Source organism: Microcystis sp. 0824 (assembly GCF_003112475.1).
In the GTDB taxonomy this organism is placed as follows: domain Bacteria; phylum Cyanobacteriota; class Cyanobacteriia; order Cyanobacteriales; family Microcystaceae; genus Microcystis; species Microcystis aeruginosa_C.
In genome coordinates this window covers 1-25957 of the sequence record NZ_BDSM01000015.1, presented here as the reverse complement: position 1 = coordinate 25957, position 25957 = coordinate 1, and the positions used below count along the sequence as shown (strand labels likewise).

The window sequence follows — 25957 nt, the reverse complement described above, 5'->3', positions numbered from 1 at the left end:
CGTGGAAGTCATGGCAAAATCTCCTTAGTCCGATAATTCTTTGTACCAATCCCATCACACAAATGCCTATCTTCCTCCCTGACATCAGAATTAGGATTGTGCAAATAAACCCGCACCCAATCGCAACTACGCCCCATTAAAGCATCTAAATTCAATAAATTCGAGTCTGTTTCTACCTTCCAGAGTTTGATAGTGTTGTCCCAACTACCGCTCACCAAAGTATTGCCGTCGGGACTAAAATTAACGCTTCTGACACGGCTATTATGCCCATGGAGGGTGCGGATTTCTTGGCCTGTTTTTACATCCCAGAGTTTGATAGTTTTGTCATCACTACCGCTCACCAAAGTATTGCCGTCGGGACTAAAATTAACGCTTCTGACAGGTCCATCATGCCCCTCGAAGGTGTGGATTTCTTGGCCTGTTTTTACATCCCAGAGTTTGATAGTTTTGTCATAACTACCGCTCACCAAAGTATTGCCGTCGGGACTAAAATTAACGCTTCTGACAGGGTCATTATGCCCCTTGAAGGTGTGGAGTTTTTGGCGTTTTTCTACATCCCAGAGTATGATAGTATTGTCATTACTACCGCTCACCAAAGTCTTGCCGTTGGGACTAAAATTAACGCTTCTTACACGGTCATTATGCCCCTGGAAGGTGTGGATTTTTTGGCCTGTTTTTACATTCCAGAGTTTGATAGTCCCGTCCCAACTACCGCTCACCAAAGTCTCGCCGTTGGGACTAAAATTAACGCTTCTGACAAGGCCATTATGCCCCTCGAAGGTGTGGAGTTTTTGGCCTGTTTTTACATCCCAGAGTATGATAGTTTTGTCATCACTACCGCTCACCAAAGTCTTGCCGTCGGGACTAAAATTAACGCTTCTGACAGGGTAATCATGCCCCTTGAGGGTGCGGATTTCTTCGCCTGTTTTTACATCCCAGAGCTTGATAGTCCCGTCATCACTACCGCTCACCAAAGTCTTGCCCTCGTCAGGACTAAACTCAACGCTATTGACAAGGTCATCATGCCCCTTGAGGGTTTGGACTATTTCTACATTCCAGAGTTTGATAGTCCCGTCATCACTACCGCTCACCAAAGTCTTGCCCTCGTCAGGACTAAAATTAACGCTCCAGACAGGGCCTTCATGCCCCTTGAGGGTGAGGATTTCTTGGCCTGTTGACTCATTCCAGAGTTTGATAGTGTTGTCCCAACTACCGCTCACAAAAGTCTTGCCGTTGGGACTAAAATTAACGCTTCTGACACGGCTATTATGCCCCTTGAGGGTGTGGATTTCTCGGCGTTTTTCTACATTCCAGAGTTTGATAGTCTTGTCACCACTACCGCTCACCAAAGTATTGCCGTCAGGACTAAAATTAACGCTATAGACAGGGCCATTATGCCCCTTGAGGGTGTGGATTTCTCGGCGTTTTTCTACATTCCAGAGTTTGATAGTCTTGTCACCACTACCGCTCACCAAAGTCTTACCGTCGTGACTAAAATTAACGCTATAGACAGGGCCATTATGCTCCTTGAGGGTGCGGATTTCTTGGCCTGTTTTTACATTCCAGAGCTTGATAGTCCCGTCATCACTACCGCTTACCAAAGTCTTGCCGTCGTGACTAAAATTAACGCTATAGACAGTGCCACCATGCCCCTTGAGGGTACGGATTTCTTGGCCTGTTTCTACATTCCAGATTTTGATAGTTTTGTCATCACTACCGCTCACCAAAGTCTTGCCCTCGTCAGGACTAAAATTAACGCTATAGACAGGGCCACCATGCCCCTCGAAGGTGTGGAGTTTTTGGCCTGTTTCTACATTCCAGAGTTTGATAGTTTTGTCATCACTACCGCTCACCAAAGTCTTGCCGTTAGGACTAAAATTAACGCTATGGACATATCTACCATGCCCTTCTAAGCGATTGCGTTCACTTTTGCGGTTGAGAAGTTCCTGTAAGGCATTCATCACCTTCGTGTCGGATGCCTGCTGCTTTTGTAGGGTTTTTCCTGCTTTAATCGCTTCAACAAAAGCCTCCAATTCTTTTCCTTTATCAAACAAAGACAAGGAAGAAAACCCGCGAGCATTTGCCAGATTGAGTTCCGCTTGTTGTGTTTTTTGCCAAGCCATCAAACCCAATCCCGTACTAATCACCACCGCTACCAACGAACCCGCCGCAATCCCCCAAGCAGTTCTAATTTCGCGCCGCCTGCGGGCTGCTTCGGCTTGTTTTATCCGTTCTCGCTCTTGGAGACTCTGCCTGATAAAATCCTGTTCACTTTGGCTGATATCTTCTGGGCGTTTCTTCAATTGTTCTTCCGCCTCCGCCAACGCCGCCCCGCGCAACAATGAGCCTTCATCCCCTTGCGTCTTTTGCCATTGCCCCATCGCTCCCCGCAAACGCTCTTGCCAAGCGCGAAAAACCCTGTCTGTGTCCATCCAGCCCCGCAATTCCCCCCAATTGCGAATCAGTGCTTCATGCACCACTTCCACCGTCTCCACCTGTGCCTCTTCACTGCGACTGGTGACAACTAAACGCGCATCCGCCAGTTGTTTCACCAGCGCCCAATTTACCGCCCCTAATTCCGCTTTTGTCGCCAGCCGCCGCGTATCTTCTGTGCCTTCTCCTGGGCGCACCAATTGGATGAAAATGCGCCGCACCTGTTCCCGTTGCGCCTCACTCAGCTTGTCATATTCTTCATTGGCATGGCGGGCCAAAGCACCCTGCACTTGGCCAATTTCTGTATATGCCAGATGGGTTAACTGTTGGCCCTGTCGCCGCTGCCACAATTCCGTTAAGGCAAACTCTAGTAATGGCAAATTCCCCGGCTCACTCTCCACATCATCGAGGATGCGCTCCACCAGTCCCGCTTCAAATGTCACCCCCAATTTTTGCGCCGGTTTTTCAATAACTTCTGTGAGTTCTTCTCGGTTCATCGGCCCCAATTTCAAGTCAGTATTTTGTAAGACATCGGCAAAGGTACGATAGGAAAGAGCATTCCCCAAGAAATCGGCCCGCATAGTTAATACCAACACCATTCCTCCCCTTTCAAAGGGGAATGTAGTTAATTTATCGAGAAAATTACGGCGGATTGTTTCATCAGGACAGAGGGTATAAAGTTCCTCAAATTGGTCGGCAATTAGCAGTACCCGTTCACTGGGATAATTGTGTTGGATTTGGGCAAAAACATCAGCTAAAGGAATGTCGCCATCACGCAAATAATTGGCTAACTGACGCGCTTGGGCGAGGCAGTCTGTCTCATTTAAATTAGTTGTATAAAGGGGAACTAATGCCAAAGCTAGGGCATGAAAAGGGTCAGAACCGGGACGAAAATGGGTAAACTGCCAGTGACCTTCTTGTTGCAATTTAGGGACTAATCCCGCAAAAACCACCGAGGATTTACCACTTCCCGACGCACCTAATAGGGGGATAAAATTACGGGTTTGGGTTGCCTGAAATAGGGTTTTAATAAAGCTTTTGCGCCCAAAAAAGTATTCTGCATCTCCTGGCCCAAAATGAAACAAGCCACGATAGGGACAGGGCAGTTTATCATCGGCAACATCGGCAGAATCAGCAGGGGCTATTCTTGCTTCTTCTCGATAATAGTAATTGGTAATCGTGATGGTTGCATTGCCAGTCCCAGAGGTAGCAGCATATTGAGCTTCTGTAATATTTTGTTGAATTTCGCTTGGTTCTGACATATCAACCATCCTGATTAATTAAAATACAGTCTCAGTCATCCTTAGATGTGCCATGCTCGGTGATGCCGCTAATACTAGCATTACCCGTGCCAGAGGTAGCAGCATATTTAACATTACTGATATTTTGGGTGATAATTTGTTGTCCACCGGGTTGTTCTTGGAGCTTGTCTAGTAAATCTTGGGCTAATTTAGTGATTTCATTATCTTTATCAACCCCGGCTTCGACAATTTTATCTTTTAACAAACCTTCAGCTTTCTTGATATCCTCTGGTTTTGCCTCTACCATGGCTTGTGCTAAAGCATCATTAGTAAACTTACGCTTAATCAAGGTTTTCAAACCTTGATATGTATCTTTAACGCCTTTTTCCGCCGTATCCTTAGCCGCAGCAACCGCACCGGCAGTCAAGGCGGTGACAATCAGAGAAATTGGTTCCATTGTTTGATGCTCCCAATAAAATATTGCTAACTCAATTTTAGATCAAATCAGTTTTTAATAGTAAGCCAAACCGCAATCAGCTAGAGAACTGGAATTTCACGGCCAAGGCACTAAACCTTAAAAGTATTGCTATATAAGAATCGTAGCTGAAAAAGCCAAACTACGGTTTTCCCTGTGGATGGGGTTTATCAGTTATCAGATTTGAGTTTTCAATTCACTGTTTACTGAACAATGAAAAAAGCTCCCTGATTATCGCCGATGATACCAACGGGTAAATAATTTTTCTAACTCCACCCAAACGAATAACAAGGTACTAAATCCCAAACAGATTAATAATTCTTCTTTAGTTAAAAATTGAGTGCCGAAAAAATCCCGCAGGGCAGGAACATAGATTAACATCAGTTGAAAAATTGTCGTCAGGGTTACTGCTACCCAGAGATAGGGATTAGTCAAAGGATTCATTTCTATGGTAAGATGATCGCTCGATCGCACAGAAATGGCATGACCCATCTGAGCTAAACAGAGAGTAGTAAAAACCATAGTTTTCCATGAACCGGTATTACCAAAAAGCGGATCCAAGCGCACAGCGATCAACATTTGAGTGATATTAATAATCGAAAAAATAATCCCAATTCTCACGATATAACTGCCCAAACCGCGAGCAAAAATACTTTCTTGGGGACTAAAAGGAGGGCGACGCATAATATTAGGAGAAGCCGGTTCCACTGCCAAAGCTAAAGCAGGTAAACCATCAGTAACTAAATTCATCCAGAGAATTTGTAGGGGAGTTAGGGGAGTAACTAAACCCAAAAGAGGCGAAGCAGCGATAGTAATCACTTCCCCGATATTACTGCCGAGAATATATTTAATAAAACTGCGAATATTGTTATAAACCACTCGCCCTTCTTCCGTGGCAGCGACGATGGTGGCAAAATTATCATCAAGGAGAATCATATCACTAGCCTCTTTGGTGACATCGGTGCCGGCGATTCCCATGGCAATGCCGATATCTGCTTGTTTCAGGGCCGGAGCATCATTCACCCCATCTCCGGTCATAGCAACAAATTTACCCTTTTTTTGCAAGGCGCGGACAATAGTTAATTTATGTTCGGGGGAGACACGGGCATAGATGTTAGTTTTGTCAATGAGGTTTTCTAGCTGAATTGGTGATAATTTATCTAATTCTCGCCCTGAGATGACTAAAGCTCCTGCTTGGACAATACCAAGACTTTTAGCCACCGCTAGAGCGGTTAATTGATGATCACCGGTGATCATAATCGGACGGATTCCCGCTTCTCGACACCTAGCCACGGCGATTTGTGCCTCTGGTCGCGGTGCATCGATCATACCGACCATTCCTAACCAAATTAGCTCATCTTCGCTGATTTCAGTTGATTCTGGCGGATAAATTAGTGTTTTATAGGCTAATCCTAAGACTCGCAAACCCCTGTTAGCCATAGCATTGTTAGCGACTAAGACTTTTTCTTTTTCCCTATCCCCAAAAGGAAGACTTTCTAATCCCGATTGATAGGAGAGACACTGTTCAAGAATTAATTCTGGGGAACCTTTGGTAAATAGTACGGGATTGACTCCTTGACAAATGACCGACATTCGCTTTCTTTGAGAAGAAAAGGGGATTTCAGCGATTCTAGGGAACTCTTGCTTGGTTAGGGATAAATTTAAGCCCGCTTTCGCCCCTAAAACTAATAAGGCTCCTTCCGTGGGATCGCCTAAAATGCTATCGTGACCGTTATCGAGGTCTAAACTGGCATCGTTGCAGAGGATACTGGCAATTAAAAGATGATGTAATTCTAGATCGGTTTTGGGATCGATCGCCCGTTGCTCGGTGTCTAAAAATTGTCCTTTTGGGCTATATCCTTCCCCAGTAACTAAAAAACTGCGATTAACTGTCTCTATCTCCCGTACAATCATTTTATTTTCCGTTAGCGTCCCAGTTTTGTCAGAACAGATCACATTAACAGAACCAAGGGTTTCTACTGCCGGCAGTTTACGAATCAAGGCCTGACGTTTGACCATGCGTTGGGTACCTAGGGCGAGAGTTAGGGTGATAACTGCGGGTAATCCTTCGGGAACGACGGCTACTGCCATACTAAGGGAAACTTCGACTAATTCCTGTAGGGCCGACCAACCGGCATTGATCAGGCCGATGGTAATAGTCAGGGCCACTAGAATGAGAGAACCAGCAACAAGGACATTGCCCAAGTGAGTCATTCTTTTTTGGAGAGGAGTGGGTTCATTGCCGACTGTTGCTAACATTTGAGCGATTTTGCCTAATTCCGTTGTCATCCCCGTATTGGTAACGATGACCTTGGCCCGGCCTTGCAGTACCTCTGTTCCAGTAAAGACAAAATTTAAGCGATCGCCAAGGGGAGTATCCCTGTCTAAGGGGTCAATGGAGGCGGATTTATTAACACTATTTGCCTCTCCTGTCAAGGCCGATTCGCGAATTTGCAGGTTAAAAGCTTCGATAATTTGGCCGTCGGCGCTGATTTGGGTTCCCGCTTCAATCAGCATGATGTCCCCGGGGACGAGATTAACCGCGTCTATTTCCCCGCGTTGACCCTCGCGAATAACATTAACTTGGGGAGAGGAAAGTTTTTTTAAAGCGGCCAGAGCTTTTTCGGCGCGACTTTCTTGCAGATAGCCGAGGATACCATTGAGGATGACAATTGTTAAGATAGCGATCGTATCTTTGAAGGGAACACCAATTTTAGCCAGATGACCGCGCTGCAATTCCAGTAAATCCAGTCCTCCGGAAATTATGGCCACGGCAATTAAGAGGAGGAGCATAATATTGGTAAACTGATCTAGGAGAATTTGCCAATTACTGCGCCTTGGACGTTCTTGTAGTTCATTTTTGCCATAATATTTAATTCTTTGGGCGATTTGCTCCCTATTGAGGCCATTAACAGCCGAACTACCGAGGATAGATAGGGTGGTTTCCACCGGATAGGTATGCCAAGGTTGTTGCAAGTTAAGGCTAGAATGGGCAGAATAGTCAGCATTAGCGGCCATGGCAAGTGAAGATAGTTGATCTAAATAGATCTTAGCCCTTTCTTTCCAGGGTCACAGGAAAAAACAAATGCTCAAACTGCCTCTGCCCTGCTCATAGACAGTCTTAACGAGTAATGTAGATAAGTAGCTGGTTATAATTAAATTGAAGATAGATCCCCCCTGCCCCCCTTGATAAGGGGGGTGCCGATAGGCGGGGGGATCCCCCCTTGATAAGGGGGGTGTCTGAAAGTTTTTAACATCTACCTACTTAGTCAACAGCTTAGTAGGGCAAAGTAAACCAAAATTGTGAACCTTTTTCGTCATTATTCATAATGCCAATTTCCCCTCCGTGAGCATGGATAATTTGACGACATAGATATAAACCTAGTCCTAAACTAATCTGATTGTTATTGTTGCCTCGTTGATAGCGATCAAATAATTTTTTTCTCTGGTTTTCGCTAATTCCCACCCCATTATCGGCAATAGTACACCGGAGATAATTGCCCTCTAGTCTAGCGGATAAAGTGATAATTATTCCTTGGGGATTGTGTTTAAGAGCATTGGCTAATAAATTCTCAAAAACTCGCCAGAGATGGTGAGCATCGGCATTAACTAAGGGTAAATCGGGAGAAAAATCATTAATTAAAGTTGCTTGATTTTCCTTTAATCTTAACTCCCATTCCTGGCCGATCTGTTGACCGATTTCGTAGAGAGATAAAGGCTTTAGTTCTAGGGAAACTCCCCAAAGATCATTTTGTCGGGTTTCGACAAGAGAATCAATTAAAGTTAATTGTCGATCGCAACTGTTGGCCATCTGTTCTAAAATCTTCCGGGATACTTCTTTAGTTTCTCCCTGAGAATTTTTAATTAAATTATTTAAGATCATTAACATCCCGATCACGGGATTGCGGAGATCGTGAGAGACGGCATGAAGATAAATTTCTAAAGTTTCCTCAGTTTTTTGACGTTCTTTAATTTCGTTTTGTAGTTGTTTTTTTTGACGAGAAATAGTTAATTGATTTTCGATGCGTGCCATCACTTCTTCCCCTTGAAAAGGTTTAGAAATATAATCAACACCTCCCACTTGAAAAGCTTTGACTTTATCTAAGACATCATCAAGGGCGCTGATAAAAATCACGGGAATTTCTCTGGTTTTTTGATCAGCTTTTAACTGTTCACAAACTTGATAACCATTGAGATCGGGCATATTAATATCAAGGAGAATCAGATCGGGAATTAGCGATCGCACTGTATTCAGGGCCATCTGTCCATTAATCGCTTTGCGTACCTGATATCCCTTCTCGGTGAGCATAATCGACAATAGCCGCACATTATTGGGCAAATCATCGACAATTAAGACACTAGGGCGCGATGTGAGTTGAGTCATGCCGGTTATTTTATAACTCAAACTATTTAGTAAAAGTGTATAAAAAAACAGACGCGACACTCGCATCTGTTACAAAATTAACTATATTTTGAGGACAAGAACATCTAAGGATTTTCACCACCCACAGCGATACCAGTACCATAAATCTGAGCATTTGTCAAGTTAATTCTCTCCATCGATGCACCCGTCACATCGGCATCATAAATCACGGCACTGGTGAAATTGACTCCATCGAGATCAGCTTGATTCAAACTGGCATTAGTCAGAAAAGCTGCGGTTAAATTTGCGCCTTCTAGGTTAGCATCGGTCAAATCTGCGCCCTCTAAGTTAGCTTCCTCCAGATTAGCTCCCTGTAAATTCGCTTTTCTCAAATCGGCACCGATTAGATGCGCCCCTCTTAAATCTGCACCACGGAGATCACAGCCTGGACATTCCCGCGTATTCAATAACTCTTGTACCTGTTGGGGATTTTCCGCACCGACGGGGTTAATCAGCAGTAAGGAGGCTAGGGAACCTAGAACAATCATTAAAGTCCTTTTCATCTTTTTCGCCTCCTCTTTCGTTTTCCTCTCTACTTTTAGGATAGGAAAAAAGCTGCTAACCAACTTCCCCCGATCGGGCTAATTCTCCTGTTATCTCACTTTTGCTTGCTTTTGCTAGTCGATCTCTCCTTTCATTACCGTTGCGATCGCTACTCGGGCATTTTCCTTAAATTCCTTGACATCGACGCGACTTAATAACCAAACTGCTAGGATCATTCCCAGTGCTTGCACGAGGAAAACTAAGCCATAGGCTAAAACCGGGCTAGAAAAGACAACTTTACCGATATTTAAAATCGTACCGCCTAAAACCGTGGCTAATCCCCGTGCGATCGCTTGGGATAATCCCCAAGCGCCGATAAAAGTTCCTGCGGTTTCGGCGGCGGTTAAATCTAACATTAAACTGGTAGCGCCAGCGGTAATCATTCCCGAAGCTAAACCGAAAAAGAGCAAGCTTGATTTTAATAAACTTTGATTAGCAGAAAAGCCAGCAAAAATCAACAGAATAAAACAAATTGTTGCAAAAATACAGCCATATTTAGTGGTTTTTTGTTTACCGACGCGGGGAATGAGCATAAATCCCGTGGCAGCGATACCAAAAAGGGTTCCGGTTCCCCAAAAAGCGTTTAATTGGGTGGTTTGGGCGATACACATCCCAAAAACCTCGCCACCAAAAGGTTCCATAATTGCATCCTGCATAAATAAACTCAAAGTCATCATCAGCAGAAAGGTGAAAAATAAACCGGTTTGCCGACTAGCGGTGAGAACTTGTAACGCATCCTTGAAGGTAATTTGATCCTCTCTTTGCACAAGAGTGGACCGACTACTAAAACGAGAATATTTTTTTTCTACGCCAAAAGTCGCTAAAATACAGAGACCGAAAACGATAGCGGGCATAATCGCGAACACGGGGTTAATATTCGCCTGTAGCTGCGGAATATTGGCTATAGGGGCTGATTGAGTCGGATCATAGGTCAAAATATTTGTACCGCAGATATTGGGAGTATCCAGCAAACGAGAACTAACGATCGCCCCGACGACAATTCCCACCATCAGCATTGACCAAACTATAGCAACTAATTGCGATCGATTATCTTCATCGGACACATCCACCAAGAGGGCAGCAAAAGGGGTGGAACTGGCGCTTAAAGCGAGTCCGTAGAGGGCGAAAATTAAGGCTAAGAGGGCAATCCAAGCGTAGGAAATGGTATTCCATCCCGAAGTTTGAATACTAAGTCCCAATTGCCAAACTACCTGCAAAGCAATAAAAGCTAAAGCGGTAAAAACTGCCGCCCCAATCCAGACATAACCGCTGCGATGATGACCTAAAATAGTTTTACCGTCGGATCTTTGCCCAAACCAGATGCGTGCTGGACTAACAAACTGGTGCATAGCGATCGCAGCTGCGGCGAGAAAGGGTAAAACTTTTAACTCATCGATCATAATCCGATTGAGAACCCCCAAAGTCAGCAGAGACATAATACCTAGTCCCATCTGAAAGAGTCCTAAGCGAAACATGGTGAAAAGTCCTAGTTTTGGCAGGGGTTTTGGGGATGAGTGAGTAGAATTGGAGATATCGCTGGTAGCCATGGTTAAATCAATACAAAAAAGCCAGTATTTAAAAATTTAACGCAGGACGAGCAGACATCTTCTGGGTATTTAATTTTCTATCTCCAATAACCAAGTGGTCAGATCTGTCAAGCTGGTAAAATCGAGCAGCGCTTCTCCTAAAGTTTCTAATTGTTCTAGAGATAGTTCTTGGATTTGTTGGCCTAAAGTCGAGGATATTTCACCTAAACGACGGTTAAGTAGCCGTAGAATCAAAGAAACCGCTTCTTCTCGTCTTCCTTGTGCTTTTCCACTTTCCCGGATGTCCTGATAAATAACTGATTCGCGCATAATTTCTTCCCTTAATAAACTTCCGATGATTTCCTTACTTAATACTAACCCCGCCAGAATTGCTGTAGCGGCGGCTAAATTGCTTTTTTCAGTTCTACCCCCGATATTATCAATTTTTGCGGCTACTTGTCGTAGAATTTCGGGACGATTAGGGGTTTTTCCTAGATTGGCCAAGGGTAACAATCCTGATAATCCTAACATTTTCTCGGCTGGAATTTCCCAAAGACGAAGCACTTCGTATTCATGACGGGTATTGGGAAGGATAAAAGCGTTTTCCTGTACCAAAGGTGATGAGGTTTCTTTCAGGTAAATTACCACTTGTCGCATGGTTTTTTTGGGGAAGCGACGATAGACTCTAGTGCGATAATCTAACATCCGAAAGGACATTTTTGGGTCAGGATCGGTCTGGAATTCGAGATGAAGAATCATCTGATCTGATTCTAACAAAATCAGGGCATCAGCCCGAATCGGTTCTAGAGACAGTTCCGAGGGACTCAATTGGGTGAAGGAGAGAGGTTCTCCTAATAACCATTGGGCGAAGTCACGACTATAATTTTCGGCGAGAAATTTACAGACATTATCATACATTTCTTGATTCTAATCAATGAGATATTTATAGTGTTTCTCATCAAGATGAAGTCTAACCTAATTTGGTATCAACGAGCGACTCCCCAAAAGAAAAACTTTGTACCTCATCATTAAGATAACTGCTGTAAATTCGATCAAGGAAAGTGTAGATAACAATAAAACTGAGCCTCAAGGAGACTCAGTTTCTAGTTTTTTAAGGACGGGAAGTTAACGAATGTACTCTTTGAGGATACTATTACGGTTAGGGTGACGCAGTTTCCGCAGGGCCTTGGCTTCTATTTGACGAATGCGCTCGCGAGTGACGTTGAAAATCTGGCCGATTTCTTCGAGTGTTTTCATCCGGCCATCATCTAAACCGTAGCGCAGCCGCAGCACATCGCGTTCGCGAGGACTAAGGGTATCGAGGACATTTTCTAAATCCTCGCGTAATAAATTTTTAGAAACTTCATCTTCTGGGGTTTCCCCATCCGCTTCGATAAAGTCTCCTAAACGGGAATCTTCTTCTTTACCGATGGGAGTCTCTAGGGAAATCGGTAATTGAGCAGATTTGGCAATAAAACGCAGTTTTTCAATGGTCATCTCCATCTTGGTGGCGATTTCTTCCTCGGTGGGTTTGCGGCGCATTTCCTGAGAAAGAATCTTGGTGGTTTTTTTGATCCGGGAGATGGTTTCGTAGAGGTGGACGGGGAGACGAATGGTGCGGGATTGATCGGCGATCGCCCGGGTGATGGCTTGACGAATCCACCAAGTGGCATAGGTGGAGAATTTATAACCCTTTTCGTGGTCGAATTTTTCGGCGGCGCGGATCAAACCGAGGGAACCTTCTTGAATTAAATCTTGGAAGGAAAGACCGCGATTCATGTATTTCTTGGCGATCGAAACCACTAAACGCAGGTTCGATTGTACCATTTTTTCCTTAGCGCGACGACCATGGTACAAACGACGCTTAAAGGCCGATAAGTATTCCTTTGATTTCGCCAGCCATTCTTCCACTATGGGAGCCGTTAGCTCCGTCTTACCTAAATAAGCCTTAATATCCGACAATTTCGGCTCTTTTTCCGATTTTTCAACGATAATTTTTTCGATACGCTCGAACAGGAAAACCTGTTTTCCCCATTCAGCATCGCTATAGAGGCAAAAATCTTCGCGAATGCGTTCCAATTTCAGTAGATCGGCGATTTTTCTCGCTAATTCGATCTCCTCCTCCGCTCTCAATAACCGAATTCTGCCGATCTCTTGCAGATAAATCCGAATCGAATCTTCTGTGTAGGGTTTTTTTCTAGCGGCGTCGCGACGACGAGCGCTGGCAAGGCGGCGGGTTTTTTTGCCATCGTTGCTATCGCTGGTTTCTTCTAGCTCTAACTCGATATCCTCATCATCGAAGTCTTCGTCTAGGTCAATCAAATCTAAATCCAATGGCGGCTCGGTAAGGGTTAGTACATCGTGGGCCTGCATCATGCCGTTTTCCTCTTGCTCCTTCTGTGCAAAACTAGAAGATCGAATCTCAATCTAGGTGATACTGAACAAATTTGTGTCTCAAATCCGAGACGGGGAAAGACTTTCCCGATTGTAGCTTTAATTACAACAAATGGGAGAAGATTTTTGCTTAAATTCTCTTGTGTCGATGCGATTTTAGCGACACGGAATGCTATTCTGGCTCGGTCAACTCATAATCTGGCTCCTGCAAGAATTGGGTAAATGGCTGGAGGACTGGAATCCGATCGCCGGTTTGTCTGCGGTGTTGACCAGATAGCTAAGTATCAAGGGAATTATGGGGTGGGTTAACTGTTCCCACTGGCAAGGGGAACATAATCCCTATTGGCCCTTGGCTAATTCCTTTAGTCTTTAGCTATTGTATTTAATTTGATCGGATTCTTACGGATAAATTTCATCCCTCATTGCTTTTACGCGAATCCAATATCAATACAAGCGTACTAAGGTTGTTAGAGCGCAAGCTCATAATATTAACTTAGCAACATTTTAGAAATTTGCGAGACAAATTTAAGATTTTCTCCAATAGCGACGTGGGAATTATGAATTATGAATTATGAATTATGAAGTGGGGGGGTCACTGCGTGCGCGTTGCGGGGGGAAGTGGGGTAGTGGGGTGATGGGGTAGTGGGGTCAACTAAAACCCTAACACCCTAAAACCCTAACACCCTATCTAGACTTGTAGCATTTCGGGGGTTTTTTCCTTCTGCTGCAGTGCGACGTGGAGACGGTTTAAGGCGCTGACGTAGGCACGAGCGGAGGCGACAATAATATCGGTATCGGCTGCGCGAGCAGAATAGGTGCGTCCTTCGTAACGGAGACGGATAGTCACTTCTCCTAAAGCATCGATTCCCTCGGTAACTTCCCGCACCGAGAAAGAGATTAATTCGTTAGGAATCTTCACCACTCGATCGATCGCTTTGCAGAGAGCATCCACGGGACCTGTACCAATGGCCGCATCGGATAACTCGCTACCGTCGGGAGTGCGAATCGTTACCGTGGCCGTGGGTCTAGCGTTATCGCCACAGGATACTTGTACTAGCTCAAGGCGGAAGTGATCGGGAACCGTATCGATTTCATCGTTAACAATAGCTTCCAGATCGCGATCGGTGATTTCCTTTTTGCGATCGGCCATTTCTTTAAACTGGATGAAAGCGTTATTAAGTTCCGTTTCCGAAAGCTCAAAACCCAATTCCTGTAACCGAGAGCGAAAAGCGTTGCGGCCAGAGAGTTTACCGAGGACGATCTGATTATTAGTCAAACCGATCGATTCTGCATCCATAATCTCATAGGTGAGTTTATGTTTTAACACCCCGTCCTGATGGATTCCCGACTCGTGTGCGAAAGCGTTAGCACCGACGATCGCCTTATTCGGTTGCACAATCATGCCGGTAAGATTAGAAACTAGGCGAGAAGTGCGATAGATTTCCTTGGTGTTGATCTTGGTTAAAGGTTCTGTGGACTCTGGGGGACGACCGAGGAAAGGATTAAAATAGGAGCGCCGCACATGAAGGGCCATCACCAATTCTTCTAGGGAAGCGTTACCGGCACGCTCACCGATACCGTTAATGGTACATTCCAACTGTCGAGCGCCATTTTTAACTGCTTCGAGGAAATTAGCCACCGCTAACCCTAGATCATCGTGACCATGGACGGAGATAATCGCTTGGTCGATATTGGGGACATTTTCCTTAATTCCCCGGATTAAAGCCCCAAATTCGCTAGGGGTGGTATAACCGACGGTATCGGGAATATTAACGGTGGTGGCTCCTGCGGCGATCGCTCTTTCGAGGACTTGATAGAGGAATTCCGGATCGCTGCGGCCGGCATCTTCGGGGGAAAATTCCACATCATCAACGAAGGATTTGGCATAGGCCACCATTTCCGGCACAATCCCAAGAACTTCCTGACGAGTCTTCTTAAGTTTGTATTGGAGGTGGATATCAGATGTGGCTAGGAAGGTGTGAATTCTGGGCTTGGCGGCGGGTCTGAGCGCATCGGCTGCTGATTTGATATCTTTTTGAGTAGCCCGGGCTAATCCGCAAATAATCGGGCTATCAGCTTCGCCGCCGACGCTGCCGGCAATTTTCTGCACCGCATCAAAGTCCCCCGGACTAGCGTGGGGAAAACCTGCTTCAATGACATCAACTCCCAGTCGTGCCAGTGCGCGCGCTATGGTTAGCTTCTCATCCACATTTAAAGCGGCACCCGGGGACTGTTCCCCATCTCGAAGGGTGGTATCGAAGATAATCACACGGTCTGGACTGGTATTCATAGTTTTTTTGTACCGTTAACTAACTTGGGAGTTGTTCCTCTGATTATAGCAGCCGAGGCCGAGGGGGTTATAAGGAAAATTGCCCTGAGAATTTCCCAACTTGCTCGCGCTTTTCCGGCTTGCCCTTTTTTTGGCTACCATAGAGGGTATAGATAAATTGGCGAGGGATTTAACAATGTTTGGCAAACCAGGGAAGGAACCGAACCCACCGGAGGTAAAAGACCTACAGGAGGTGATGTTTTCAATTAAGCAAAATCTCGAACCAGATCAGGATAAAACCGATATTAATCTTGTTGATCCTCCCACTCCAGAGGTGGTTACTGTAGTTGAGAATATTAGTAAAATTCTCTCTCCCTATTTTATAGTTTTGGTGGGTTTATTTCTCTATGATCGGAATAGTTTTATCGGTTTTTTATTAGTCTTTACGGGAGTTTTAGCGATTTTCGGAGTTTCTCTCAAGGATATTAATAAACTCTTTGAAGAAGGGAAAAAGTTTTTCCAATCTAAATAGTTTTCTCCTCTGGATATGGTGATAACTGAAAACTGAAAACTGAAAACTGAAAACTGAAAACTGAAAACTCACATCTGATAACTGATAACTGATATAAGATTATGTCTTTAGTTGCATCTTTACTCGATCGAGTATCTTCTCAGAGTTTACAACAATTGCGAGCCAGCGATCGAGCTTGGCAAGCTTTGCGTTTAGAAAATCCAGTTATTCCTGCGGTAATTAATCAAAGTCAAGAATCTTTAGGAGAGACGGATTTTGATCTAGTTATTGCCGGGGGAACTTTGGGAATTTTCATCGGGGCCGCTTTGCAAACTAGGGGCTGGCGTGTGGCATTATTAGAAAGAGGTATTCTGCGCGGTCGTGAGCAGGAGTGGAATATTTCCCGTTTAGAATTAAGCAGTTTTTTAGAGTTAGATTTATTGACCGAAGCTGAATTAAATCAAGCAATATCGACGGAATATAATCCTGCTAGGGTGGGATTTTATCAAGGATATGAGCTTTGGGTTAGAGATATTTTAAATATTGGTGTTGATCCAGTTTATTTGCTAGAGACTTTAAAAAATAAGTTTTTGCAAGCGGGAGGAAAGTTATTAGAAAATTCGGGGTTTAGCGGGGCAATTATTCATCCCGATGGAGTAATGGTTAAAACGGGAGAAATGACTTTAAAAACCCGTTTATTAATCGATGCCATGGGTCATTTTTCGCCAATTGCAAAACAGGCAAGAAAAGGAGAAAAACCCGATGGAGTTTGTTTAGTGGTGGGTAGTTGCGGTCAGGGTTTTCCCAGTAATGAAACTGGTGATTTGATTTATTCTTTTACCCCAATCTTGCACCAATGTCAATACTTTTGGGAAGCATTTCCCGCTAGGGATGGTCGCACAACTTATTTATTTACCTATCTCGATACCCATCCCGATCGCTTTAGTTTAGAATTTTTGATGGAGGAGTATTTAAGATTACTGCCGGAGTATCAAAAGGTAGATTTAGAAGCGGTAAAATTTCAGCGTTTTCTAGCGGGTTTTTTCCCTGCCTATCGTCAAAGTCCTTTAAAAATGCCTTGGGCAAGAATTCTGGCAGTGGGAGATAGTAGCGGTAGTCAATCTCCGGTCAGTTTTGGTGGTTTTGGGGCAATGGTTAGGCATTTAAAAAGGCTAACTTTCGCCATCGAGGAAGCTTTACAAATCGATGCTTTAACTCGAGAAGATTTAGCAATTTTACAACCCTATCAACCGAATATATCGGTAACGTGGCTATTTCAAAAAACCATGAGTGTCCCGATGTCTGCTAACCCTAATCCCAATCAAATTAATGACTTAATGAGTGGAGTTTTTCGGGTAATGGATAAGTTGGGAGATGAGGTATTAAAACCGTTTTTACAGGATGTGGTGCAGTTTTCTTCCCTCTCAAAAACTTTGCCTTTGGTTAATCCTCAATTAGTTTTACCGATGATTCCGCAAGTGGGTATCAGTCCTTTTATCGATTGGACGGGACATTATTTTAATTTAGCTTTGTATAGTGGTTTATATCCCTTAGCAGCCAACTTAAAACCTGTTTTAGAAAAGTTACCCGACAAGCAAAAATATCTTTATCATCGTTATCTAGATAGTTGGAAATATGGCTCTGGGGGAGATTTTATCAGTAAATCCGTTGAGTAACGCACAGAAAACGGGTTTCTCCGAGAAACCCGTTTTCTGCTGATTTAGTATGATAACTGATAACTGATTTAATCTTTATCTTGAAAGAATTGTTGATCGAGATAATTGACTTTAGCATAGGGTTCTAGAGCGGAGAGAATTTGTCGGCCATAACTGCGAGCATTGACACGATTATCGAGGACAGCCACACAACCTTGACACTCCCGCAGAGACTGAACAGATTTCTGAATTTCCCTCACTGCTGTGGGTAAAAGATAGGCACGAAACCAGTCGAGATGTTGTCGTTTATAGTAAGCAATTTTGCCAGCAACAAGAGGATTTTCAGGGGAGGGTAAGGGTAAAGTAGCGATAATTAATAAACTGGGAGTTAGAAATTTTTCTTGATGGTTTTGCCAGAATTGCCAACCACAAACGAGAATAGTATTACTATTAATCTCAGTTTTTTCCACTTGCACTCGCGAACCGTAATCGGCTGCGATTTGGGTGGCAATTTGTGCCTTGAGGGGAACATCTTCAATCAGGATTACTATCGGTTGTTCACTGGTATGATTAGCACTAACTAATTCCCGCACTTGCTTTAATAACATCGGTTGAAATTCGGGGGTGTTGGGGGCGCTGATGCGATCGGGTAGATATAAATGAATATATTCACTTTCGCGATCAGCTGCAAACTTTAAAGTTAAAATTTCTCCGATACCCTGATTTTGACGGTATAAATTAGCGGATTTTTCGCTATCTAAAAAACTGCCGATTAAAACAAAGGGTTGCTGCTGCCAAATCGGTTTGAAAAAACTAGCCACCTCCAAAGGACTGATTTTTAGGGTAAATTCTTCTCGCTCTCGATCTACTGATGTCCAGAGGAGATAATTAAGCTCAGAGATTTTTGCCGCTAAAAGTTGCCAAACAGAGTCAGTGGCTAAATCTTGATGCAAGCGTTGCAGGAGCGCAATTATATATTCTTTTTCCTTGGCATCGATAAGATAGCAATTATAGGGATTTATTGGATGACCAAGAATACTTTGGCTAAGTTGTGCTTTAATTAAGTCTATAAACTCTCTATGCTGGGGATATGCTGACTCTAAAGCAGACCATTGTTCGGGAGTAATGGTGACGGTGAGATAATCTACTAGACAAGTTTCTAAATCTTCGGCTCGATCAATTATAGTGGCGATATTCTGGGGAAAATGACCGAGATTGCCCAATTTATCCTCTAACCATTGTTGGGGTGTGGTGAGGAGTAAACCGGTAAAATTAGCGGGAAAGCGATCGCTTTTGAGGATAGCTCGCTGAGTTTGTAACCATGTTTGCAGATGGGGGATTTCCACTTCTAACAGTAGATTTAATTCTGACTCGGGGGCAACAATCAGAACAGGTGTATCACCTAAAAGAGCCGGGGTGAGATAACTGAGACAATAACGGGTGAGAGTAGTTCCAGTTTGTATGAGAGAGGACCGTTTTAAGCGTAAGGCTCTAGCCACCAGTCGCCCCATAGTGAGATGATGAGACCAGTAAAAGCGTCCTTGTTCGCGTAAAAAAGCGCGTAGGGAAGAATGAACCGCTGCTTCTAATAAAACCATCTCATCTCAGTTATTGGTTATCAGTGGGAAGGGAGAGGTTTACAGGTGATCTTTCATCAGTCAACCCCCCCCGCGAGTTTACCGTGGATACTTTAAGTTTATGGTGTCCCATCTGCTTTTTACTTGCGACTTGGTGTGAGATGATCTAGAAATGTCTATTTTATGAGAAGGATAAAGAAAAGTAATGGCAGAAATTCAGTTTTCCAGGGGGTTAAAAGAACCGGTTGTTCCCGATATCCGCTTAAGTCGCACGAAAACGGGGGAGAAGGGATCGGCAAAATTTTATTTTGAGCAACCGACTATCCTCGGAGATCAACAAACCGAGGAAATCACCGGGATGTATCTCATCGATGAGGAAGGGGAAATCGTCACCAGGGAAGTAAAAGGCAAATTTATCAACGGTAAACCCATGGCGATCGAAGCTACGGTTACTTTTAATTCTCCCGCAGAGTGGGATCGTTTTATGCGTTTTATGGAACGTTACGGTAGCGAAAACGGTCTAGAATTTACTAAATCTTCCTGATTTTGCCCTTAGCTCCCAGCAATCTGTCAAAAAACCCGCATTCAGGATCGATGCGGGTAGAGGTGAAAAATCAGAGGAAAAAGCTATTTAACTCCCAACAATTCCACATCGAAAAGTAAAGTCGCGTTGGGAGGAATCACCCCACCGGCACCCCGCGCACCATAACCCAATTCTGGGGGGATAATTAAGGTACGCTGCCCACCGACTTTCATCGATGCGACTCCCTCATCCCATCCTTTGATCACTTGACCCACTCCAATGGTAAAGGTAAAAGGTTGATTGCGATCCTTAGAACTATCGAATTTTTTGCCGTCTGTTAGGGTTCCCGTGTAGTGAACAGTCACTTTTTGACCTTTTTGGGGAGTTTCTCCAGTTCCTTCCACGATATCGATGTATTTTAGTCCCGAATCGGTAGTAACTGCTTGATCTAAATCCATGGAGATGATTTCCTTATTAATAGTTTGAGTGATAGCGGGTGGATCGATTTCTGCGGCGATCGCATTGGTTTTTTCCCCTCCACCAAAGAGGGAAGCAACGATTAAAAATAGGCCACAAACCGCAATAATAGCAAAACTGAGCAAGATTTCGCGCATTGATTTCATAGTTCCCTAACGCCAGAGTTTATTCTCTAAGTCTCTCACCTGCCGTTCTAATCTATCAATCCTTCCCCGCAGTTCGTCCATTTCCGATTGTCGGGGAACCCCTAAATCCCGCAAGATCTGGCGAATATAGCGTTCTAAGTTGTTCTCGAAGCTCCCCTGTTCAGACTTCATCTGTGTCATCAGATCATCAACAAAGTTTTTAGCCTGATCAGAATTGATTTTACCGTCTTTGACTAATTCGTCGCTCACTTCTTTGATCTTTTCTGCCACCATGGAAGTAGTGCCAATACCCATCAGCAGCAATTGTTTAATCCAGTCGCTATTATCCATTGTTTTCACACTTTTCAAGGAGACGGGGATAAAAATATCCCTATTCCATTATGGACTTTTGCGGCGGTAACGGCAGAGCGATCGAGCAGATAACCCCCTAAGGTTATTCCAGTGGAACTACCCCCATCTAGGTTTAAACCGTCTGTTGCCGCCATTAACAGCAAAATTCGAGCTAATTCGCCTAAAGTTGCCCCCTTTCCCCCGACGCGATTATGGATAGCAACTAGCAAAATTTTTCCTTCTTGACTAACTGCGATCGCACTGCGGGAAGCTTGTTGATTTTGGAATGCAGGACTAAATTTTTCGGCATTTCCATCCAAAACTATGCGTCCATTCTGCAATAATAGGGGACCTGCACCTAAAATCTGGGGATAATCAGCAAAATCTCCCGGTAGGGTGACGCTATCGAGGTTGACTGTCTCACCAATATTTAAATTAATATCTGTCTTTCGGCAGATGACTAAATAGCCATTTTCTGGTACTTCTATACTATCCTGTGGGGAAAGATTATTTAATTTCTCCGTTACGCGATCGCCTTGGACGACTAACCCGGTTTCGCGCTCGGTGAGGGGATGATAATTACTTCCCCAATCGCGAGTATAACGACTGCAGCCGGCTGTTAGGAAGGCACTATTTAACTGGGTTAGGGGAAAACGTTGTCCGGTGGCAGTAATCAGGGTTTCCTCTAAACTGAGGCGATCGATCCTGATTTTACCACGATTATCCCATGCGATCGCTCCTCGGTTTAAAATTGGCCCAGATAACCATTTGCCATCCACACGAATTGCCCCCAAAGGTAACTGATTATTACGATTAAAAAAGCCGCCATTAATCATCGCTACCGCGTTACTTTCGCTATTAATCGTGATCAGGGGATTAGTGCCGCGCATCGAGGTGGAATTAGCGGTAATTGGTTTAATAGTTATCTGAGGATTTCTGGGATCGATTTCTAACCAAGTCACGGGAAACCAATCTTGATCTAACTGGATATATTTTTGATTCCAGATTAACCCTGGCTGCCAAACAATGCGCTTTTCATCCATAGCATCGGGACGAGAATCAATGATAATTCGGGGAGGATTAGCCACACTGCTGATCTGTAATCCGTAGGCAGTGGGAAGGTTAATTTTTAAACGACTGATCACCCCATTATTTTCTAAGGAAGTGATCTGAGTGGCTAAGTTATTATTGGAGTTACCTAGATCATCTTCATCGTTATTTTGATTACTGTTGCTGATAGTTTGGGGTTGAAACCTAGAGACGAGCGATTGCTGGGCATTTCCTTCTAGGGTAATCACTGCTTGATTTTTTGCCTGACTGACTTGCCAAAAGGTCGGGCGATCGAGTTGAATAATAATCCTTTGTACTGCTCCATAATTTTCTAGCTGAATATCTTGAATCTGGGGAGCAGCAAAGTTAATAGTTAAACTATCGCCATTAATAGTGGTTGTTGCCCCCATGGTTAGTAAAATATCCGTAACGTCCAGCCAGCGATCGGAATCGACTAAATTAGCCGATAAAGTTTGTAAATTAAACCAGCTTATCGGTTGCTTTTTCGGATCATTTGTGCTAAGAAAATCCATGCCGAATAATTGTCTTGCTCCCGTGTCACCCATGGCGATTATGGTACTATTTTCTGCTGTCCACTGTCGCCAAGAAACGGGCAAAGAACGACCATTAAGAATAATTTTTTTTCCCTGTTGCTGGTTTGATAAATCCCTAGAAGATAAAGTTATTGGTGATCTATGATCGGCTAAAGATATAGCTGGACTGCCAAGAATTATCAAGGAAATTACCGTTAAACAGATAGATGATAAAGTCAGGTAATTTAACTGCATAATTATCTCCCTAAATCCCCTTGGTTAAGATGATAAAGAGCAATGATTTTTTCCGTGACTTCTGTAATAGTGAGATGATCGGTATTAACTTCGATCGCATCTGCGGCTTTTCGCAGGGGTGCTAGGGAGCGATTACTATCCAAATAATCCCTTTTTTCAATCTCTTGGGTTAATTCTGCGAGACTAATCCCCCCATTTCCCTGCGCTTCTAAGTCTTTTAATCTCCTTCTCGCTCTTTCTTCGGGTGTTGCTGTCAAAAAAATCTTTAATTCCGCTTCTGGGAAAACATTAGTACCAATATCCCGACCTTCGACAACTATTCCCCCCGACACTCCCATCTGTCTTTGCAGGGTGACTAACTGCTGTCTCACCGCTTTTTGAGCGGCAATTCTGGACACTTGCGAGGTAATTGCGGGAGAGCGAATCTCTAAAGTCACATCTTGCCCGTTAATCTTCACTATAGTCACATTTTCGGGACTATCGGCTGGGATTATTTCTATCTTCGCTAAAGATAATAACTCGGCGATGGCCGCTTCTGCGGACAAATCCAGACCGGAATTCACCACCAACCATGTCACCGCGCGATACATCGCACCGGTATCGAGATAGGTTAACCCCAATTTTTCCGCTACTAAGCGCGTTACCGTCGATTTTCCTGCTCCAGCAGGTCCATCAATAGCGATAACTGCCCGACGTTGACGCAAGATAATATTATCAATTAAACGGGTTTGACCGATCGATCCTGCGATCGCTAACAGTCCCCCTGTCTCGATCTGCTCGATCGGTTGTAAACTCTGGGGATGGACTAAATCCAGATACTGACAGCGAAATTCTGGCACTCTGTCGAGATTTTTTTGGACAATAGCCAGTAGTTTTTCCCTTTGTCTTTCCCCTAAACGAAAACTTTCGAGGGCTAATTGCAAACTTTGGGCGATAATTGTCGCTTTTTCCCTTTCTGTGGCCGATAGATACTGATTGCGAGAACTAACTGCTAATCCCGATGTTTCTCGCACTGTAGCACAAGCGCGAATCTCGATCGCTAAATTTAAATCCCTGACTAATTGTCGGATAATCGCTAACTGTTGGGCATCCTTTTCGCCAAAATAGGCGATCGTCGGTGCAATTATATTAAATAACCTGGTGACAATTGTGGCTACTCCCTGAAAATGCCCCGGACGAAAAGCACCACATAACCCGCTAGTCAGAGAAATCGGGGGAACAACTGCGGTTATCTCCTCAGAATTACCAATTCCTAAAGTTTCCGCACTGGGAGCAAAAATAGCAGCAACTCCCAAGGATTCACACAATTGGCGATCGCTGTCAAGGCTGCGGGGATAGCGAGAAAAATCCTCTGTGGGGCTAAATTGTAGAGGATTAACAAAAATACTAACCACAGTCACCTCCGCTTCCGTCACTGCGCGTCGAATTAGACTAGCATGACCTTTATGGAGAGCGCCCATGGTTGGCACGAGGGCAATACTGTGATCATGGCGATAATCAGCCAAAAAAGTGCGTAAACCGGGGATTGTTGTGAATATTTGCACAGGGTTCACTCCTTTAATAGCCTATTCCACTACTATTCGCCAGGGGATGCTGCCCGATGATCGATTCGGCTGCTTCCGGGGAATCGGCTTTAAATAATAACATCCCATCGCCTCTTTCTGTCCAATAACTCGTTTTTGTCTCCCGTCCTGACTTGAAAGAGGGTGTAGGGTGTAGGGTGTGGGGTGTAGGGAAAGAAACCTCTTTCATCTGTGGGGGTGAAAATTTTTTCATCGGGACTGACTTGATTAAACGCTGCACACAAGTAGGGAGGCACAATTATTTGTAGGATGGGTTAGCGGTAGCGTAACCCATGCGGGTGTTGGGTTTCATGCTTCAACCCAACCTACGTTCATCTTATATTTAATTCCACCCACCTACTTAGGACTGTTTGACAAACCGGGGCATAATTTTTTTCAGGACAATGAATGGTGAGCAGCCCGACAATTATATAGATTAATGGCAAAAAAAACTTGACAAAATCTCTCGATTTGACTTATACTTTCTAGTATAATGGGAATCCGTGCCGAAATATATATAAGCCTTTTTAGTCCGGACTATTTCAAAAAACTTTCTGCAATTACAACCCCAAAAAAACCTTGAAACAATATCAATTAATACACTTGATCGGTGAATCGAATACGGAACCTTCTATAGAGTCGAGGGGGAATTAATCAGCAGTAATCAAGTTCCCCTATCCGTTGTCACGATTTGGCTAAAACGAAACCTAGATCATCAATTTCAATTTATCACCCTCAAACCCCGAAAGGAAAAATAAACCATGGCGCAACTATACGAAGAAGTGACCCTAGCCCGCGACGTTCCCGAATACAATCTTAAGCAGGGTGATTCGGCGATTCTTGTTGATATAGTTGCCCATCCGAAGGGGGGTGAGGAAGGATATGTTTTAGAACTATTCAACGAAGTAGAAGAATCGGTTAACGTCGTCATTGTCCCGAAATCGGCGATTCAAGAAGAGGAAAAAGAAGGTTCTTCGTTACTTGGTATGGTTCGATATAGGGGCATAAATTGACTAAATTTTTATATGGCAAGAGACTTAATTGATTAGTTTGTTCTAGAGCGAAAACAATTGACAAAAATCGCAGCAATGTCTGTCTCTATCGGGGTTTCATTCCTTATAACCCCCTCCATTGGATAAAACAAATAGAAGAACCTAATTTTTTTCAGGACAATGACTGGTAAGCAACCCGACAATTATATAGATTAATGCTAAAAAAGACTTGACAAAATCCCTCGATTTGACCTATACTTTTTATTATAATGGGAATCCGTGCCTAAATATATATAAGCCTTTTTTAGTTCCGATAATTAAGTGGTTCTGATTAAATAGAAGATAGATTTTGTCTTTGATCCCCTTGCCCCCTAGGGTTGATTCATAGTAGGGTTGATTCATGAATCAACCCTACCTTGAGGGGGTTTGATCCCCCCTGCCCCCCTTGATAAGGGGGGTTTGATCCCCCCTTAATCCCCCCTTGATAAGGGGGGTGTTTGACAGTTAACACCTAACTACTTAATAAACCATCACCGGGTAAATAGCCAGAGATAGAAATTATGAAGGAAAGCACCGTCCCCACCATTAATCTCGCCCCTAAACTCAGACGCGATTTATCTTTATGGAATCCCTTTGATTATCTTTTGCTGTTGTACTGGGTGTTTTATTTTCCCCAAGCAGTGCGCTGGTATGTGGAAACGAGAGGCGGCGGCGATAAATTAAAAGAACAGAAAACATGGCGCAATAAAATACAATTTCTCCGCGACCATCCCGTACAATTGCGTCTAAGGATTCAGTATCTTCTCTTAACTGTAATCATCGTTCTAATTATCTGTAGCATAGCAGCAAATTTAGGACTTTCTGTTAATTGGGGGGACGTGCTGTCGGGTGCGATGTTGGGCGTGGTGTCAGGCGCGGTGTCGGGCGTGGTGTCAGGCGCGCTGTCAGGGGCGCTGTTTGGCGCGCTGTTGGGCGGGGGGCAGGCCAGGGGGCAGGCCAGGGTGTGGGGTGTGTTGCTGGGCGGGGTGCTGGGCGCGCTGTT

The 25957-nt window shown here is 44.0% G+C and carries 19 protein-coding genes and 1 pseudogene; 5 read left to right on the top strand and 15 right to left on the bottom strand.

Annotated elements, in window-relative coordinates:
- Window positions 1–8: 8 nt before the first annotated feature.
- The 9 genes from N0824_RS06225 to N0824_RS06185 form a co-directional block, all read right to left on the bottom strand.
- Window positions 9–3695: a WD40 repeat domain-containing protein gene (locus tag N0824_RS06225; protein WP_108936133.1), complete on the bottom strand. Its 3687-nt coding sequence runs from the start codon at window positions 3693–3695 to the stop codon at window positions 9–11.
- A gap of 31 nt (window positions 3696–3726) precedes the next feature.
- The gene (locus N0824_RS06220) at window positions 3727–4131 is read right to left on the bottom strand and encodes a hypothetical protein (RefSeq protein ID WP_108936119.1); all 405 of its coding nucleotides are present in this window, start codon (window positions 4129–4131) and stop codon (window positions 3727–3729) included.
- Window positions 4132–4380: 249 nt separating this feature from the next.
- A complete protein-coding gene (locus tag N0824_RS06215) occupies window positions 4381–7167 on the bottom strand; it encodes a cation-translocating P-type ATPase (RefSeq protein ID WP_108936118.1) in 2787 nt (928 codons plus the stop codon).
- Window positions 7168–7426: 259 nt separating this feature from the next.
- Window positions 7427–8533, bottom strand: coding sequence for a hybrid sensor histidine kinase/response regulator (locus N0824_RS06210; RefSeq protein ID WP_108936117.1), 1107 nt, complete (start codon window positions 8531–8533; stop codon window positions 7427–7429).
- A 104-nt stretch (window positions 8534–8637) separates the two neighbouring features.
- Entirely contained in the window at window positions 8638–9075 is a 438-nt protein-coding gene (locus N0824_RS06205; protein ID WP_108936116.1) for a pentapeptide repeat-containing protein, read from the bottom strand.
- Between the two features lie 114 nt (window positions 9076–9189).
- Complete coding sequence (locus tag N0824_RS06200) at window positions 9190–10662, bottom strand: BCD family MFS transporter (RefSeq protein ID WP_108936115.1); 1473 nt, start codon at window positions 10660–10662, stop codon at window positions 9190–9192.
- 69 nt (window positions 10663–10731) lie between these two features.
- Window positions 10732–11559: an Rpn family recombination-promoting nuclease/putative transposase gene (locus N0824_RS06195; RefSeq protein WP_108936114.1), complete on the bottom strand. Its 828-nt coding sequence runs from the start codon at window positions 11557–11559 to the stop codon at window positions 10732–10734.
- 207 nt (window positions 11560–11766) lie between these two features.
- Window positions 11767–13017: an RNA polymerase sigma factor RpoD gene (gene rpoD / locus N0824_RS06190; protein WP_108936113.1), complete on the bottom strand. Its 1251-nt coding sequence runs from the start codon at window positions 13015–13017 to the stop codon at window positions 11767–11769.
- Window positions 13018–13723: 706 nt separating this feature from the next.
- Window positions 13724–15325: a 2-isopropylmalate synthase gene (locus N0824_RS06185; protein ID WP_108936112.1), complete on the bottom strand. Its 1602-nt coding sequence runs from the start codon at window positions 15323–15325 to the stop codon at window positions 13724–13726.
- 175 nt (window positions 15326–15500) lie between these two features.
- Here N0824_RS06185 and N0824_RS06180 point away from each other — a divergent pair, with 175 nt between their 5' ends.
- A complete protein-coding gene (locus tag N0824_RS06180; RefSeq protein WP_108936111.1) occupies window positions 15501–15836 on the top strand; it encodes a hypothetical protein in 336 nt (111 codons plus the stop codon).
- A 101-nt stretch (window positions 15837–15937) separates the two neighbouring features.
- Complete coding sequence (locus tag N0824_RS06175) at window positions 15938–17491, top strand: FAD-dependent oxidoreductase (RefSeq protein ID WP_108936110.1); 1554 nt, start codon at window positions 15938–15940, stop codon at window positions 17489–17491.
- A 68-nt stretch (window positions 17492–17559) separates the two neighbouring features.
- Here the strand turns inward: N0824_RS06175 and N0824_RS06170 are convergent, their stop codons facing one another.
- On the bottom strand, window positions 17560–19068 hold the full coding sequence (locus N0824_RS06170; protein ID WP_108936109.1) for a helicase C-terminal domain-containing protein: 1509 nt from the start codon (window positions 19066–19068) through the stop codon (window positions 17560–17562).
- A gap of 184 nt (window positions 19069–19252) precedes the next feature.
- On the opposite strand from N0824_RS06170, the gene psb28 reads away from it, so the two are divergent.
- Window positions 19253–19591, top strand: a complete 339-nt coding sequence (gene psb28, locus N0824_RS06165; RefSeq protein WP_108936108.1) for a photosystem II reaction center protein Psb28 — start codon at window positions 19253–19255, stop codon at window positions 19589–19591.
- 83 nt (window positions 19592–19674) lie between these two features.
- Here psb28 and N0824_RS06160 read toward each other — a convergent pair whose 3' ends face one another.
- Genes N0824_RS06160 through N0824_RS06140 form a run of 5 tightly spaced genes read right to left on the bottom strand, consistent with a single transcriptional unit; the run spans window position 19675 to window position 24137 of the window.
- Window positions 19675–20193: an FKBP-type peptidyl-prolyl cis-trans isomerase gene (locus N0824_RS06160; protein WP_046662341.1), complete on the bottom strand. Its 519-nt coding sequence runs from the start codon at window positions 20191–20193 to the stop codon at window positions 19675–19677.
- Between the two features lie 6 nt (window positions 20194–20199).
- Entirely contained in the window at window positions 20200–20523 is a 324-nt protein-coding gene (locus tag N0824_RS06155; protein WP_108936107.1) for a phasin family protein, read from the bottom strand.
- Window positions 20524–20537: 14 nt separating this feature from the next.
- Complete coding sequence (locus N0824_RS06150) at window positions 20538–22361, bottom strand: phosphodiester glycosidase family protein (RefSeq protein WP_108936106.1); 1824 nt, start codon at window positions 22359–22361, stop codon at window positions 20538–20540.
- Between the two features lie 2 nt (window positions 22362–22363).
- Window positions 22364–23905, bottom strand: coding sequence for a bifunctional pantoate--beta-alanine ligase/(d)CMP kinase (locus tag N0824_RS06145; protein WP_108936105.1), 1542 nt, complete (start codon window positions 23903–23905; stop codon window positions 22364–22366).
- 13 nt (window positions 23906–23918) lie between these two features.
- The gene (locus N0824_RS06140; protein WP_002737142.1) at window positions 23919–24137 is read right to left on the bottom strand and encodes a hypothetical protein; all 219 of its coding nucleotides are present in this window, start codon (window positions 24135–24137) and stop codon (window positions 23919–23921) included.
- A 547-nt stretch (window positions 24138–24684) separates the two neighbouring features.
- On the opposite strand from N0824_RS06140, the gene N0824_RS06135 reads away from it, so the two are divergent.
- Window positions 24685–24936: a DUF4926 domain-containing protein gene (locus N0824_RS06135; RefSeq protein WP_002755998.1), complete on the top strand. Its 252-nt coding sequence runs from the start codon at window positions 24685–24687 to the stop codon at window positions 24934–24936.
- A gap of 539 nt (window positions 24937–25475) precedes the next feature.
- Window positions 25476–25957, top strand: a pseudogene (locus N0824_RS06130) (ATP-binding protein); the annotation flags it as partial.

Bases quoted from the DNA above. Each gene is read 5' to 3' on its own strand.
- N0824_RS06225 (WP_108936133.1), bottom strand. From the start codon at position 3,695: ATGTCAGAACCAAGCGAAATTCAACAAAATATTACAGAAGCTCAATAT.
- N0824_RS06220 (WP_108936119.1), bottom strand. From the start codon at position 4,131: ATGGAACCAATTTCTCTGATTGTCACCGCCTTGACTGCCGGTGCGGTT.
- N0824_RS06215 (WP_108936118.1), bottom strand. From the start codon at position 7,167: ATGGCCGCTAATGCTGACTATTCTGCCCATTCTAGCCTTAACTTGCAA.
- N0824_RS06210 (WP_108936117.1), bottom strand. From the start codon at position 8,533: ATGACTCAACTCACATCGCGCCCTAGTGTCTTAATTGTCGATGATTTG.
- N0824_RS06205 (WP_108936116.1), bottom strand. From the start codon at position 9,075: ATGAAAAGGACTTTAATGATTGTTCTAGGTTCCCTAGCCTCCTTACTG.
- N0824_RS06200 (WP_108936115.1), bottom strand. From the start codon at position 10,662: ATGGCTACCAGCGATATCTCCAATTCTACTCACTCATCCCCAAAACCC.
- N0824_RS06195 (WP_108936114.1), bottom strand. From the start codon at position 11,559: ATGTATGATAATGTCTGTAAATTTCTCGCCGAAAATTATAGTCGTGAC.
- rpoD (WP_108936113.1), bottom strand. From the start codon at position 13,017: ATGATGCAGGCCCACGATGTACTAACCCTTACCGAGCCGCCATTGGAT.
- N0824_RS06185 (WP_108936112.1), bottom strand. From the start codon at position 15,325: ATGAATACCAGTCCAGACCGTGTGATTATCTTCGATACCACCCTTCGA.
- N0824_RS06180 (WP_108936111.1), top strand. From the start codon at position 15,501: ATGTTTGGCAAACCAGGGAAGGAACCGAACCCACCGGAGGTAAAAGAC.
- N0824_RS06175 (WP_108936110.1), top strand. From the start codon at position 15,938: ATGTCTTTAGTTGCATCTTTACTCGATCGAGTATCTTCTCAGAGTTTA.
- N0824_RS06170 (WP_108936109.1), bottom strand. From the start codon at position 19,068: ATGGTTTTATTAGAAGCAGCGGTTCATTCTTCCCTACGCGCTTTTTTA.
- psb28 (WP_108936108.1), top strand. From the start codon at position 19,253: ATGGCAGAAATTCAGTTTTCCAGGGGGTTAAAAGAACCGGTTGTTCCC.
- N0824_RS06160 (WP_046662341.1), bottom strand. From the start codon at position 20,193: ATGAAATCAATGCGCGAAATCTTGCTCAGTTTTGCTATTATTGCGGTT.
- N0824_RS06155 (WP_108936107.1), bottom strand. From the start codon at position 20,523: ATGGATAATAGCGACTGGATTAAACAATTGCTGCTGATGGGTATTGGC.
- N0824_RS06150 (WP_108936106.1), bottom strand. From the start codon at position 22,361: ATGCAGTTAAATTACCTGACTTTATCATCTATCTGTTTAACGGTAATT.
- N0824_RS06140 (WP_002737142.1), bottom strand. From the start codon at position 24,137: ATGAAAAAATTTTCACCCCCACAGATGAAAGAGGTTTCTTTCCCTACA.
- N0824_RS06135 (WP_002755998.1), top strand. From the start codon at position 24,685: ATGGCGCAACTATACGAAGAAGTGACCCTAGCCCGCGACGTTCCCGAA.